Annotated in this window: 14 protein-coding genes and 5 tRNA genes; 3 read left to right on the top strand and 16 right to left on the bottom strand. The window is 54.2% G+C overall.

Annotated features, from left to right (window positions below; translation table 11 throughout):
• Nucleotides 1–173: 173 nt before the first annotated feature.
• The 12 genes from rplL to LA756_RS20425 all read right to left on the bottom strand — a co-directional run bounded on the left by rplL (nucleotide 174) and on the right by LA756_RS20425 (nucleotide 6,194).
• Nucleotides 174–587, bottom strand: coding sequence for a 50S ribosomal protein L7/L12 (gene rplL / locus LA756_RS20480; protein WP_369123634.1), 414 nt, complete (start codon nucleotides 585–587; stop codon nucleotides 174–176).
• Nucleotides 588–716: 129 nt separating this feature from the next.
• The gene (rplJ, locus tag LA756_RS20475; protein WP_224436587.1) at nucleotides 717–1,241 is read right to left on the bottom strand and encodes a 50S ribosomal protein L10; all 525 of its coding nucleotides are present in this window, start codon (nucleotides 1,239–1,241) and stop codon (nucleotides 717–719) included.
• A 59-nt stretch (nucleotides 1,242–1,300) separates the two neighbouring features.
• Nucleotides 1,301–1,978 carry a 50S ribosomal protein L1 gene (rplA, locus tag LA756_RS20470; protein ID WP_224436586.1) on the bottom strand — a complete coding sequence of 226 codons (678 nt, stop codon included), beginning with the start codon at nucleotides 1,976–1,978 and terminating at the stop codon, nucleotides 1,301–1,303.
• 49 nt (nucleotides 1,979–2,027) lie between these two features.
• Nucleotides 2,028–2,453 carry a 50S ribosomal protein L11 gene (rplK, locus tag LA756_RS20465; RefSeq protein ID WP_224436585.1) on the bottom strand — a complete coding sequence of 142 codons (426 nt, stop codon included), beginning with the start codon at nucleotides 2,451–2,453 and terminating at the stop codon, nucleotides 2,028–2,030.
• A gap of 161 nt (nucleotides 2,454–2,614) precedes the next feature.
• Nucleotides 2,615–3,487 (bottom strand): transcription termination/antitermination protein NusG, encoded by an 873-nt coding sequence (gene nusG / locus LA756_RS20460; protein WP_224436584.1) that lies wholly within the window; start codon nucleotides 3,485–3,487, stop codon nucleotides 2,615–2,617.
• A 101-nt stretch (nucleotides 3,488–3,588) separates the two neighbouring features.
• Nucleotides 3,589–4,056, bottom strand: coding sequence for a preprotein translocase subunit SecE (gene secE / locus LA756_RS20455; RefSeq protein WP_224436583.1), 468 nt, complete (start codon nucleotides 4,054–4,056; stop codon nucleotides 3,589–3,591).
• Nucleotides 4,057–4,168: 112 nt separating this feature from the next.
• Nucleotides 4,169–4,241, bottom strand: a tRNA-Trp gene (locus tag LA756_RS20450).
• Nucleotides 4,242–4,299: 58 nt separating this feature from the next.
• Nucleotides 4,300–5,496 carry an elongation factor Tu gene (tuf, locus tag LA756_RS20445; protein ID WP_224436582.1) on the bottom strand — a complete coding sequence of 399 codons (1,197 nt, stop codon included), beginning with the start codon at nucleotides 5,494–5,496 and terminating at the stop codon, nucleotides 4,300–4,302.
• A 78-nt stretch (nucleotides 5,497–5,574) separates the two neighbouring features.
• Nucleotides 5,575–5,646: transfer RNA gene (locus LA756_RS20440), tRNA-Thr, on the bottom strand.
• A 167-nt stretch (nucleotides 5,647–5,813) separates the two neighbouring features.
• Nucleotides 5,814–5,884: transfer RNA gene (locus LA756_RS20435), tRNA-Gly, on the bottom strand.
• Between the two features lie 56 nt (nucleotides 5,885–5,940).
• Nucleotides 5,941–6,022: transfer RNA gene (locus LA756_RS20430), tRNA-Tyr, on the bottom strand.
• Between the two features lie 99 nt (nucleotides 6,023–6,121).
• Nucleotides 6,122–6,194: transfer RNA gene (locus tag LA756_RS20425), tRNA-Thr, on the bottom strand.
• 612 nt (nucleotides 6,195–6,806) lie between these two features.
• Here LA756_RS20425 and LA756_RS20420 point away from each other — a divergent pair.
• Nucleotides 6,807–7,817 carry a DUF1559 domain-containing protein gene (locus tag LA756_RS20420; RefSeq protein ID WP_224436581.1) on the top strand — a complete coding sequence of 337 codons (1,011 nt, stop codon included), beginning with the start codon at nucleotides 6,807–6,809 and terminating at the stop codon, nucleotides 7,815–7,817.
• Between the two features lie 60 nt (nucleotides 7,818–7,877).
• Nucleotides 7,878–8,327: a carboxypeptidase-like regulatory domain-containing protein gene (locus LA756_RS20415; protein ID WP_224436580.1), complete on the top strand. Its 450-nt coding sequence runs from the start codon at nucleotides 7,878–7,880 to the stop codon at nucleotides 8,325–8,327.
• A gap of 59 nt (nucleotides 8,328–8,386) precedes the next feature.
• On the opposite strand, the gene LA756_RS20410 is transcribed toward LA756_RS20415, so the two are convergent.
• Together LA756_RS20410 and LA756_RS20405 are read right to left on the bottom strand one after the other, a co-directional pair.
• Nucleotides 8,387–9,058: a hypothetical protein gene (locus tag LA756_RS20410; protein ID WP_224436579.1), complete on the bottom strand. Its 672-nt coding sequence runs from the start codon at nucleotides 9,056–9,058 to the stop codon at nucleotides 8,387–8,389.
• Nucleotides 9,059–9,167: 109 nt separating this feature from the next.
• Complete coding sequence (locus LA756_RS20405; RefSeq protein WP_224436578.1) at nucleotides 9,168–9,779, bottom strand: hypothetical protein; 612 nt, start codon at nucleotides 9,777–9,779, stop codon at nucleotides 9,168–9,170.
• Between the two features lie 156 nt (nucleotides 9,780–9,935).
• On the opposite strand from LA756_RS20405, the gene LA756_RS20400 reads away from it, so the two are divergent.
• Nucleotides 9,936–10,349: a hypothetical protein gene (locus LA756_RS20400; RefSeq protein ID WP_224436577.1), complete on the top strand. Its 414-nt coding sequence runs from the start codon at nucleotides 9,936–9,938 to the stop codon at nucleotides 10,347–10,349.
• 37 nt (nucleotides 10,350–10,386) lie between these two features.
• Here LA756_RS20400 and LA756_RS20395 read toward each other — a convergent pair whose 3' ends face one another.
• Nucleotides 10,387–11,067, bottom strand: a complete 681-nt coding sequence (locus LA756_RS20395) for a hypothetical protein (RefSeq protein ID WP_224436576.1) — start codon at nucleotides 11,065–11,067, stop codon at nucleotides 10,387–10,389.
• A gap of 143 nt (nucleotides 11,068–11,210) precedes the next feature.
• The gene (locus LA756_RS20390) at nucleotides 11,211–12,884 is read right to left on the bottom strand and encodes a sigma-70 family RNA polymerase sigma factor (protein ID WP_224436575.1); all 1,674 of its coding nucleotides are present in this window, start codon (nucleotides 12,882–12,884) and stop codon (nucleotides 11,211–11,213) included.
• Nucleotides 12,885–13,374: the final 490 nt, after the last annotated feature.

Raw genomic sequence — 13,374 nt, 5'->3', positions numbered from 1 at the left:
CAAGCTAGCACGCCCGGAGATACGGGCGCGCACTCTTACCTGATTCCCATCCATGCTGTCAAAAGAAAAAGAAGATCCGGGAGACTTCAAAATCACACCTCGCGACGTTGCCTCTTAAGTATAGGCGAGGCAACGCCTGAGTGAAAACAGGAAATCAGCCAAATACCAACGTCTTACTTGATTTCGACGACGGCACCAGCTTCTTCCAGTTCGGTCTTGACCTTTTCGGCTTCTTCCTTCGAGACGCCTTCCTTGATCTTGCTTGGGGTACCTTCGACGAGGTCCTTAGCTTCCTTCAAGCCCAGACCGGTGATACCACGGACGACCTTAATGACGCCGATCTTCTGGGCACCGAAGTCGGTCATCACGACGTCGAATTCGGTTTGCTCAGCAGCGGCAGCACCACCGGCATCGCCACCACCAGGAGCCATAACGACACCACCACCAGCGGCGGCTTCGATGCCGTGAGCGTCCTTCAGGTAGTCGCCCAGTTCAACGGCTTGCTTCAGGGTCAGACCAGCGATCTGATCGCCCAAACCCTTGATTTCTTCGGACACTTCGACGGTTGCAGTTGCTTCTTCGGACATTTCGGATCTTATCCTTTCAACACGATTTGCAGGGGAGCGATTCCACCTGCGCCAGGGAATACGGATGTTTTGGTTTATGGAAACGTTCTTTCGGCAAAAGCCGCCAGGACGTTTGCCGAGAGAAGGCTGTTAGCCTTCTTGCTTTTCGCCAACTTGCTTGACCTGCGAGGCCAACTTGGCACCAGGACCCTTGATTTGGGCTCCCAGGGTACGGCCAGGACCCAGAATCTGACCCACCAGAAGCGAGAGCTGTTCAGCTCGGTTGGGCCATTTACTGATTGCCTTGACCGAATCAGGGTTCAGGGATTCGCCATCCATGACACCGCCCTTGGCGGTGAACCCGGGATAATCATCGTTCTCGTTCAGCTTGACGACTTCTTTCGCCAAATCGACGAAGTCTTCGCCGCCCCAAACGATGGCGGTGCTACCTTGCATGCCCTCGAAGGCGGGAGCGAGCGTGGTGCCTTCACAAGCCTTGGCGGCCAGCGTGCGACGCACGACCAATAGGCTCAGGCCCTTTTCGCGGAGTTGCTTGCGGACCAGGTGAGTCTTTTCCGCATTCATCCCCACAACGTCGACCACCAACAAGTCGTTGACCCCATCCAATCGCTTGGACAGATCGGTGATCACCAGGTTTTTTAGATACTTACTCATGGCTCAGGGCTTTTATACGAATGTGTTTTCGCGTAACGCTTGAACTGGTTAGGAACAATTTAGAGAGCGACTTGGATGCCGGGGCTCATTGTCGCACTCAAATTGACGCTACGAACATAAGTGCCCTTCGCCGCTTGAGGCTTGAGGCCATTGATATGATCGATGAAGGCCTGGATGTTGTCTTGCAGCTTGTCCGACTCGAAACCAAGACGACCAACGACTGCATGAACGATTCCAGTTGGGTCATTACGGAATTCGACCTTACCGGCTTTGTATTCCTTGACCACTTTAGCGACGTCTGGGGTGACCGTACCGGCACGTGGCGATGGCATCAAACCACGAGGACCGAGGACACGACCCAAAGGACCGACCAACCCCATCATGTCGGGGCTGGCGATACAGACGTCAAAGTCGAGCCAACCACCCTTGATCTTCTTGGCGAGCTCTTCGGCACCGACTTCGTCCGCACCAGCTTCTTCCGCGGCGGTGGCGTTATCCCCCTTCGCGAAGACGATGACACGCTGGACTTTACCGATACCGTGCGGCAGAACCAAAGCGCCACGGACCAACTGGTCAGCTTGCTTCGGATCGATACCCAATCGCATCGCAATTTCCACGGTCTGATCGAACTTGGTCGTATCGAACGACTTCAACAGCACGATCGCGTCTTTCAGGTTGAGCGGTTCGGCTGGCAGCTTTTCTGCCAGGGCTCGGTATCGTTTGGATTGTTTAGCCATCGTTTATCGCCAATAGGTAGGGAGATAATGTTCGCGTAAAGGGGTAGGACTATTCCGTGACTTCCAGACCCATGCTCCGAGCCGTTCCTTCGATCATTCGGCGAGCGTGGTCCAAGTCGCGGGCATTCAAGTCCGCCATCTTTTGGTTGCAGATGTCTTCGATTTGGTCTTGGCTGACCTTACCGACTTTCTTGGTGTTCGGCGTGCCACTTCCCTTGGCCAGGCCAGCAGCTTTCTTCAGCAGGGCAGCAGCTGGTGGGCTCTTGCAGACGAACTCGAAGGTACGGTCGTTGTACACAGTGACGACAACCGGAATCGGCATGCCGTTGAACTCTCGAGTCTTGTCGTTGAACTGTTGAACGAACTGACCGAGGTTCACACCGAAACGACCCAACGAGGTACCGACAGGAGGAGCCGGAGTGGCTTGACCGCCGGGGACCTGAAACTTCGCTTGACCTACTTGTTCCCGTGCCATTTTGCTGTTTCCCGTGCTGCGGTCTGCCTGGACGGCGTGCCGCAACCGAATGCTATGTAAACCGTGTGCTTATTAAACAAAGGCCCCGAGGCTCGTTCTCTGTTTCCGCCGGCAAAGGGGGAGTTAGAAGAATCGACCACCGGTCCAACGCCTGAAGTGGATTAAACTGGCTCCATTTGCCAGTGTTCCATCTCCACCGGTGTTGTGCGGCCGAAAATATTGATCATGACCGTCACGCGGCCATTGGTGTTGTCGATCACCTCGACATCCCCCTCGAAGTTCTCGAAGGTTCCTTCGGTGATGCGAACATGGTCGCCAATCTTGAAGCGAATGTTCGTCTTGACTTCTTCTTGCTCGCCTTCTTCGGGCTTGCGCGTCTTCTTGACGATGCGATCCACTTCGTGCGGCAACATCGGCACTGGCTTGCCAGCCGCGCCGGTAAAGTCACCAATGCCACCGGTCTCACGAACCAGAAACCACGTTTCGTCGTTGATTGCCATATGCACGACGATGTAGCCTGGATAGAGCTTCTGCTTGGTAACTTTCTTCTTGCCGTTCTTGTATTCCACCAAATCCTCGGTAGGAACAAGAATCTCGCCGAAGTAATCCTCGAGGCCCGCCATCTTGACGCGGCGGATCAGGTTATTGCTAATCGACTTTTCGCGATTGCTTTGAACCTTGAGGATGTACCACTCCTTGTCAGCTGCCTCCGCAGCTTCTTCCTCTTCATCACTGATTTCTTCGATCGGCCCACGCTTCTTGCCGGTGGCCGCAGGAGCTGGCTTTGGCTCAGCAGGCCCTGCTTCCTCCGTAGAATCTTCAGCGGGAGCGGCATCGTCGGATTCAGGTTGATCTTCCGCAGCTTCGCCCAATGCGTTTTCCTCGTCAGCCGATTCTGGCTCTTCCACTGACGCAGCATCATCCGCAGCAGCTTCCGGGGTCGCTGCTTCTTCTGCGGTGTTTTCTGCGTCCGCAGGGATACCCGACTCGGGGTCCTTCTGAGGATCAAACGAATTGTCAGGGGAACTTGACACGGATACTCAACCTTATCCGGCCGCAAGGACCGAACTATCTATTGCGAAATGCACCTGGCAACCAAAGGGCCGCTGCCAACAAGCCGCTACAAACCGAGCGACTACGTCGGCGGAGTCTGCGGATCTGGAGGAATCAACCCGATCGTTTTGAACAGGGTGATCCACAACAAGTCGAACGCAAACAACAGCATGGCCAGGATGAAGATCAACGCGATCACCACGATGACACTTCGCCACAACTCAGCCTTGGAAGGCCAAGTGACCTTATTCATTTCTGCCTCGACCGCGATCAAAAAGTCCGCGAACGTAGGCCAGTTAATCAGTCGATAGGCTACCCAAAAACCAACGACGACCAGGGCAATGGGAACCAGCAAGTGCAACTGGTACTGAACCATCGTTGCCATCGCTTCCATCTGCTGATACAGCTGGTAAGCGGCAATCGCGGTCAATACCCAAATGGAAATTAACGTTGCCTGCCGGGCAATCCTGCCCTGAGTCCGCTTATACCGATTCGCCTGCACCATCTCGTTGAGAAGGGAAGGGGAACCGACGGTCTTCTCCTTGGCCATGGTCACTCTCAGTCTTTGGCGTTCCTGCCGCGGCGACGACGCTGGGGTGTTTTTCCAGGGTCTCTTTACCGGTGCGACGCGCTCAACAAATTCGGTAACACCAACGATTAAGCAGGGGCGGAGGGACTCGAACTCTCAACATCTGGATTTGGAATCCAGCGCTCTGCCAATTGAGCTACGCCCCTGTAGCATCGCCGAACCAAAGCCAATGCTTGGTTCGGCGAGCTGAATTCTAAACGAGTTTTACTCGGTGATCTTGGTAACAACGCCGGAACCGACGGTCTTACCACCTTCGCGGATAGCGAAGCGAACACCTTCAAACATAGCGATCGGCTTGTGCAGCTCGACTTCGATCTTGACGTTGTCGCCTGGCATGCACATTTCTGCACCTTGCAGATTGGCAGTCCCGGTAACGTCAGTGGTTCGGAAGTAGAACTGTGGACGGTAGCCGCTGAAGAATGGCGTGTGACGACCACCTTCTTCCTTGCTCAAGCAGTAGATTTCTGCCTCGAACTTGGTGTGCGGGTTAACCGAACCTGGCTTGGCGAGAACCTGACCACGCGAAATGTCTTCACGCTTGACACCACGCAGAAGGCAACCGACGTTATCGCCAGCAACACCTTCTTGCAGGATCTTGTTGAACATTTCAACGCCGGTGACGGTGGTCTTGGTCGGCTTTTCGGTCAGACCGAGAATTTCGACTTCTTCACCAACCTTGACGATACCGCGTTCAATACGACCGGTAGCAACCGTACCACGACCTTCGATGGAGAAGACGTCTTCGATTGCCATCAGGAATGGCTTGTCAGTTTCGCGTTCTGGTTCTGGAATGTAGCTGTCCAGTGCGTCAACCAATTCGGTGATGCAAGCGGAAGCGTCTGCGTCAGCAGGGTTGTTGTAAGCACCGAGCGAGTTACCACGGACAACTGGGCAGTCGTCACCTGGGAAATCGTTCTTGTTCAGCAGCTCACGAACTTCCAGCTCGACGAGGTCCAACAACTCTTCGTCGTCGACCAGGTCACACTTGTTCAGGTAAACCACGATGCAAGGCACACCAACCTGGCGAGCCAGCAGAACGTGTTCCTTCGTCTGCGGCATTGGACCGTCAGCAGCGGAAACCACCAGAATCGCACCGTCCATCTGGGCAGCACCGGTGATCATGTTCTTGACGAAGTCAGCGTGGCCGGGGCAGTCAATGTGAGCATAGTGACGAGTCGGCGATTCATACTCGACGTGAGCCACAGCAATGGTAACCGTCTTCGTTTCGTCACGAACGGTACCACCCTTGGCGATTTCCGAGTATTCCTTCATCTTTGCCAGGCCCTTGGCAGCCTGAACCGCCAAGATCGCGCCCGTCGTGGTCGTTTTACCGTGGTCAATGTGACCGATGGTGCCAACGTTGACGTGAGGTTTAGATCGTTCAAATACGTCCTTGGCCATTTTCTATGTCTTTCTTACCCCAGTTAAACCGTGAAAAATTGGGATCTGTCTAAATACGAAAATCAAGGTGCCGTGAAGAGCTGCTGAAGGGACTTGAACCCTTGACCTCTTCCTTACCAAGGAAGTGCTCTACCACTGAGCTACAGCAGCCGAAAAATGGGAAGCTTGTTTGGGGCTTTGCTTCCGCCACCTTTACCCGGCTACTCGCTTCCGAGCCGCCCAAACGGACAACCCGATTCTCGACAACGGAGCCTCGTCGACCTATCGAGATCGCTTTGGCAAGCTCACAACAGACCCGGTAAAGAGGCGTGTTGCGAAGCGGGTGAAGGGAATCGAACCCTCGTCTTCAGCTTGGAAGGCTGTTGCTCTACCATTGAGCTACACCCGCAACCTACCCAGGCCTTGCTGTCTTTTCTTCCAATAAAGCCCGGGATTTCAATTCAGTGGGGGGTACAGGATTCGAACCTGTGAAGGCAATGCCAACAGATTTACAGTCTGTCCCCTTTGACCGCTCGGGAAACCCCCCAACATATCCGCTTTGCTAGGCCTCCGAAACTAGTGGCTTCGGCAACCCGTCGAAAACGGCTCTTATCCGTCCAAATTCAGCCCCAAAGTGGGCTTAACAAGCTAGCGGAGGGACTTGAACCCACAACCTGCTGATTACAAATCAGCTGCTCTGCCAATTGAGCTACGCTAGCCCACTACCTGGGCTTTATGGAAAACCAATAACTATAACGAGTCCAAAGTTCCCCGCAAGCCAGGATGAGCATGGGAATGGCAAATTTCGTCCAAAATCCCAGCTAAGCGTTGGACACCGCATTCAATTGCATGTTCGCGAGCTCGTTTGCGCTCAGCATCCCCTCGCTAATCGGCCTAATCGATCGACACTCTTGGACATACTAAGCCCCAGTTCGTATGACACGAAGTTGTGACATTTTTGCCCACGAGTGCACTTCGAGAGCGGCAATCGATCACGGTTTAGGCAATGCGGGTAGACTGCGTGAACTTTTGCCTCGCACAACAATCGAGCAACGCCGATACATCTTGTGGCATTCGCACATGGAACGCATCTAGGCCGGCAAGTTCTCCACATGATTTTTCGAGACATCACCCATCACCACCTTCTTTGAAGTGCTTGCCTGACAAGACTTTCCACCTCCCCTCCCTTAGGTGGACAAAGTAAGCCCATCGGTTCGGCATTTTCTTTGCAAGCAGGTCGCACCGCCTTGTCATGCCTGTTGGCAGCTTTCCCCACTTCCCAAGCCGCCAGGAATTGATCACCCACGCATATTTTCATCTCTGGGGTATCTATGAAGACTCGGCCTGTTCCCATGCGAAGCGGTTTCACGTTGGTCGAACTGCTCGTCGTGATTGCGATTATTGGTGTTTTGATCGCGCTACTTTTACCGGCGGTGCAGCAAGCCCGCGAAGCCGCTCGACGCATGCAGTGCTCGAACAACTTAAAGCAGCTTGGGCTCGCACTGCACAATTTCGAGAACACTTATCAGGAACTCCCTACCGGGAACGTCTCGCTCTTCAACTGGAAGATCACCATCTTGCCGTATCTCGAGCAAAGCGTGGTTTACGATCAGCTCGACTTTAGCGTCGCGTGGGGCCGCTTTGATGGCCGCATGTTTACCGGAAACCCTGTGCTTTACGACGTCACCGTGCCTGGTTTGGTATGTCCGTCCAGTGCGCTTCCAGACCGCAATCCGGCGATGACCTATTCCGGAACGAGTCCCGACTGGTCGCAAGTCCACGATTACGTGGGCATTTCCGGGGCTTATCCTGATCCCCAAAATCGCCTTAGCGTCTGCACCCAGGTCAACGCCGTCCAGTCTGGGACCCACTGCGAGAACGGCGCATTCATCAACTTTCGCGGACGCAAACTGGCCGAGATGACCGACGGCACGTCCAACACGATGGTCATCGCCGAACAGTCTGGCCAAGTCGATGGCATCGAGAAAAGTGCGAACGCCCTGGGCGGTTGGGACGGACTTCGCACCAACACGGTGACGACGTCGTCTGGATCGAACGTCTGGAACAAAGACACTCCGATTCACGAAATCACCTACAGCAGCGGATACACCCAAGGCACCGCTACGTTCCGTTACCCGATCAACAGCTCCTGGCTCTCAGGCGCACCGTCCGGGGCGAACTCCTGGTTCGACGTCAACACAATTCTCAACTCGTATCACCCCGGCGGGATCGAAACGCTATTGGGGGACGGTTCGGTTCGCTTCGTTCAGGAAACGGCCGACATGGAGATGCTGCGCCGAGGCTTCACGCTGGACGATGGTCTTGTCATCTCCGACCTTTAAACATCGGCCGCCCTAGCGCAACGCTTCTTGAAACTCGAACACTCGCACTTGAGATCTGCCATGAAGAATTTTTTTCTCTCTCCAGGCCCTGGTTACATGATCTTGCTGGGCACGATTGTTTCACTTTCCTTGGCTGGATGCAGCCAACAACCGCGATCGCATTTGAAGCGGACCGACATTTCAGCCCAGATCACGCAGGGAGGCAAACCACTCACCGGCGCCCTGATTGATTTTGCCAGCCACGAAAACGGGGAAGCTTATGGCGGCACGCTCGACGAACAGGGACGCGTCGACCTAAAAGGGGTGGCGGTCGGTCAGTATGTCATCACCATTCAACCACCACCGGGCGATCCACTGCCAGGCTCGCCACGCCAAATCCCCAAGAACGTTCAAGCCATCCCCCGATCGTTTCGCATCCCGAACACGAGCCCGCTTATCGCTTCTGTTTCCGATAGCGAAAGCGCGTTCACATACGACCTGAAAGACTTTGATCTCTCGAAGAAACGATAGGCAATTCCCCACAAAAAACGCATGCTCACGACGTATTGAGCATGCGTTGAATCAACCCGTTACGCCTCGCGTTTTCCCTGGAATTCCGGCTCGTTCCACACTTCCAGATAATACTCGCGAAGCGTTGGATCGCCAGGGATTCGCATGACCAGGAATGGGTCGAGGACAACTTGGCTTTCCTCCAGTGAACAGACAAAGAACTCCACTTCGGGATGCTTCTTTTTGATGTCGATCGCCGTTTGCAGGGCGAACTCTGGGACGGGCTTCGTGTAATACGCCAAGTCGTACGTCAGCCAAATTCGCTGCGTTAGAAGGCTTTCACCCAGTATAGAAAATACAAAGAGAGCGATTCCCCCGAAGACGATCGCCAACGCTACGGCGAACGCCAAAGAGGCGTTCATCGTTAATGCGGCAACGATGAGCATCGGAATTCCTGCGACCGCCGCAATCGCTCCGATTGCCGCTACGCTGTTAAGCAGTGTCGAGAGCAACCAGTGGGGCTGCCGTACGCCAGCTTCCTTGTAACGCTGCACGCTTTCGTGAGTGAACGGACGGACGTCCAACTCCTCTAACGTTTGCTGCAATGCGGCCCTGCGACGTGCCCGCGTTAGCGTGGTGGTATATCCCAGCACGGCACTCGCTTCGTCGGCCAACGCATGCGAAAGATCTTCCGGCGAATGGTCGCGGGCCTCTAGCAGAATCGGTTCCCGCTGCAATTCCGAGACATTCATGGCGCTACTCCTATGCCCCCGATCGGTCATCAAGCAATCGACTGGTTCGCTCGTGATTTCCCACACGAAGCATCAAGCAGGCCCACAAATGAAACCTAGCAAAAGGCGTTTAAGCTCGCACGAATTTTGTCGAATCAAGCGTTTTCCGCTCCGCAGATTCAACAGGGCGAATCAGCAGCAAAGCAAAAATTAATCCGACGAGCCCACCTAAATAACTTCCACTGTGAATCGTCGCGACACGCACAAAATGCCATGGCTGCTCGATACCCAAGACGTCGATCATGGTCTGCCAACGACTGTAGTCAGCCTCCGGTCCTCGCCAGATTCCGACGACATATCCAGCGAATCCAAAGAGAAACGTCACCACCAAAACAACGAGAAATCCTCGCACAATCTGGCTAATCGCGACGCTGCGAGGCTGACCAGGAATCAAACGTCGTGCAAGCAGCCAAGCCGCAATCGCCCCCACCCACCACGACGCAAGAAAGCCAATCGTGGCCACAAAAACGCGATTTCCGAAACCGAAGTCGGCGTAGTGAAACTGCTCGAACTTCATCTTCGTGAAGTACTCTGGCGAGATCGAATAGGTCAGCTGATCGTGCCCAATTCCATACAGGCCTGCCAGCAGTGACCCGGCCGCTGCAACGCCCAACATCCATGGAAGATCGACAAGCGCGATGCGAGGTATCAGGTAACGAACGATCTGCGTGGCGCGGCTCATTGGATCTCTATCGATAAGCGTTTACGATCGCTTGAGTCTGCGCGACAAGAGCGATTCCTTCCAGCAAAAACGGTACGGGGCACTGCTTGAAAAATTGGTGACACGGAAAAATTGGCCTGATAAAATCCGGCTGCCTCGCTCAAACTGTCCCTCGCTGTGCCGACGATGAACTTACCTCAGTGGATCACCCTCGTTCTGTTCCTGCTTTGCATGAGCGCAATCGGTTGGGCAATTCTTTTCCTGCTGGGACTGGCCGGCAAACTGGCGAAAAGAATCATGGAAGGTACCTGGGGCACGCTCACGCAATTGATCGGCTGGATCATCGTTTCAATGCTGCTGGCCTTGCTAAGCAGCTTCGGCGGAGTGTGGGTAACAGAGGTCCCTATTCCACCGCCTGAGGCCGATAACGTGACCGTGAAAGCATACGTCGCCGCGGTATTCAAAGAAGCCATCAAGCTGCACATTTATGTCATCGTGATGATGTTCATCGTCGTAGCATGGACCTACCTGGTACTAATCTTCGGCCTGATCTTCGGCAAATACCCCGCTCCATCGGACCGCTCTTCTTGATGCCAAATACTGCCGACTTGAACGGACCGGCCAAATCTCAGACTTCACGCTCCCCCTGAAACGTCGACTCGTTCCAGACTTCCAGGTAGTAGTCGCGATCCCGCTCGCCGTCATGAAAACGAAGCACCAGAAAGGGATCGATAATGACCTCCGCTTCTACTAATGTGCTGATGTAAAACTCGACATCAGGGCAACGGTTCTTAATGTCCATCGCGGTTTGCAATGCGAACTCGGGGACAGGCTCTGGATAGGCCTCCAATGCATGCATTTGCCACTTTTTCTCGAGGAAATAGTGCCCTCCCAGGTTATAGCAAGCAATCGCAATCACCATTCCTACCGAGAGCACTGCGGCGGCATAGAATGCGAGCTCGCCCATCGAAAACAGTGCCGCAACGATCAACACAGGAAACGCCCCCACCGCAGCAAACAGCCCCAGAATGAATGAGGAATCGATGATATTGTCCAGTGTGGTGAAAGCCTCTTCCTCGCAGGCATCTTTGTAAGCTTTCACGCTTTCGTTTGTGAACGGCGCAATCTCTAACTCTGCGAGCGTTTCGTGCAAGTGCGCAAGCTGCCGAGCGTTTTCTTGTTGGGCCGACAGCACACGATACCCCAACGTGTCCGCCAGTTCTTCCGACCAGCCGGCATATACATCGCTGGAATCGGGAACGGCTGCTTCCTGCGCAATCGCCTCACGTTGAAGGATACTGGTGTTCATAAATGGTCTCCTAGCTCCGGCAGCAATGCGACACGCGTCCTACATTCTGCTTAACCTACCGCTGCAAACAGGGCAACAAAAAAAGCCAGAGACCGTAGCCTCTGGCTTTTCGCATGATGGAAACGTCGTTCGCTGGGGGCGAATTAGTTGGTTTCCGGGAGGTCGAAGTTGTAATCCTTCGCGGCCGTTTTCAGCTTGTTCAAAGCACGTGCTTCGATCTGGCGAATTCGTTCCTTGGTCACGCCCAGCTCTTCGCCCACTTCCTTTAGTGTCTGTGGTTCGCGGCTGTGGTCCAAACCGAAACGGCGGATGATGATCTTCTGCTCACGTTCATCCAAGCGATGCAGGATCTTGTCGATCTGCTTTTCGCGAGTCTGCTGAGCCATTTCCTGTTCGTACTGATCGGTACGTTCGTCGACACGCGTGGTGAAGTATTCGTCCAAGCTCGTACGGTAACGATCGCGATGACGGAACTCGACCGGAATGGTTCGGGCAAAGTTCTTCATGATCGCCCAGCTACAGTAGGTGCTGAACTTGTTACCTCGCGAGTAGTCGAACTTCTCGGCCGCACGAATCAACGACATGTTGCCGTCCGAAACGAGTTCGAAGAAGTCTTCCGTCGCACCGACATGACGCTTGGCGATCGAAACCACCAATCGCAAGTTCGACTGCACGATCAGGTTCTTCACTTCGCTCGCTTTGTCGTAAAGCTGCTCGATGGCGTCCATGTCGCTCGACTTCGGACGCTGTTCATCCAGCTGCTCGCGGATCTTCAATGCTTTGTGCTTCAGGAAGTTGAACTTACGGAACAAGTGATATTCCTGCTCACGCGTCAGAAGCGGCATTTCATACAGCGAAGCCAAGTAGGTTGGCAGTCCCGAAGGAACACGAACTTTACGAGCTGGCTTTTCGTGCGGTGGCATTTCGCCGAGGATATCCTCTTCCAACTCTGGCTTTTCAAAGTCGTCGTTGTAGATGCAATCCAGCGGCAGTTCGGTAATGTGGCGGAAGCGGATCTCGTTGATCACCCGATAAATCGAGGCCCGCGTTCGGCCATGCTTTTCCGAAAGTCGATCGACCGAAACACCATGGCGATATTCGCCATAGATGATCTGCTTGGCCGACTCGGTCAGCGGGCCACTTCCGCGTGGGAAGACCGCTTCCTTCGGCTGCTCGTCATCATGATGCTTCAGCGTGTAACGAATCGTTTCGACGCTACGTCCCATCTTCGCGGCCACGCGTTTGGCAACTTCCGAAGGGGTACCTCCCGCGTTGGCCAAACGGCGAGCTCGGTCGATGATCTCCAGCTTTTCAGCGTCCGAAAGCTGACTGAAATGACGACCACGTTCGATACGGTCAGGATTGTCCTTCACGAAGCGTTCGACGCTGCTGCGAAGGAATCCGACACGCTTTCGTCCGTCGAAGAGGAACTTACGACTGACGAGGCCTTGTTTACGCCATCGCGAGATCGTTTTGGTCGAAACGTTGAAGCGGTCGCTCAACTGTTCGACGGTCAGCACTTCTTCCGGAACGGAATCGACCGAGACATCCGCGGCATCCGAAAGGTCTTCCACCATCAAGCGGAGGTCTTCCGAAGCCGACTTGCCTGGCAGAAGCGAACCAACGTTCGGCTGCTCAGGACGGAAATCGGTCAAACGATAGTAGATATAGTCGACCGGGTACTGCTTGCTCGGGTCGATCTCAGAGATAAGTTTCTCTGCACGATTGGCCTGATCGAGCTTGCGATCCCGGGGAGCATATTTAATCTGCTGGTCACGCAACTGTCGGAGCGCGACATTCTGGTATCCCTTGTTCATGTTGTCCCTCACTCAGTGATCAACAACATCCGTCTGGTTTTCCCTGCGAGTTCCGACTCGCCCAAACGATGTCTAACTTGGAGAGAGTCACCCTTCCCGGGCGACTATCACTCAAGCAACGGGACAGCTACCCATCCGCCGACGGGCGCCTCTTTCTGTCAGATGCTTGAAAAGTCTTCGGTTGGATTGCCAACTAAACTAATGAACTATTAGCCTGCAAACCAACCTTTATCTATGACCTTATACGAGGAAATGACCCGTTTGGTTGCTCATTTGTTCATGAAATTCTCAAAATCCACCACTTCGGGGGCCTTGAGGCCTGGCAGGCAATCGTCGTAAGTCAATGCCTGAAGAGGTGTTGCGAATCGCATGCCAATGGTCGTGTCATTTCCGCAGTTCGTATAGGTTTACGGCGGGAATGTCAAATTAGTCTCTGTGGATCAAAACCGCAGAAGCAACTTTCCTTCAACATGCCCTCCAGGATTGACGA

This window comes from Bremerella sp. TYQ1 (genome assembly GCF_020150455.1).
Taxonomy (GTDB): Bacteria; Planctomycetota; Planctomycetia; order Pirellulales; family Pirellulaceae; genus Bremerella; species Bremerella volcania_A.
Note: the sequence above shows the minus strand (reverse complement) of the source record. Positions and strands in the feature narration are given on the sequence as shown.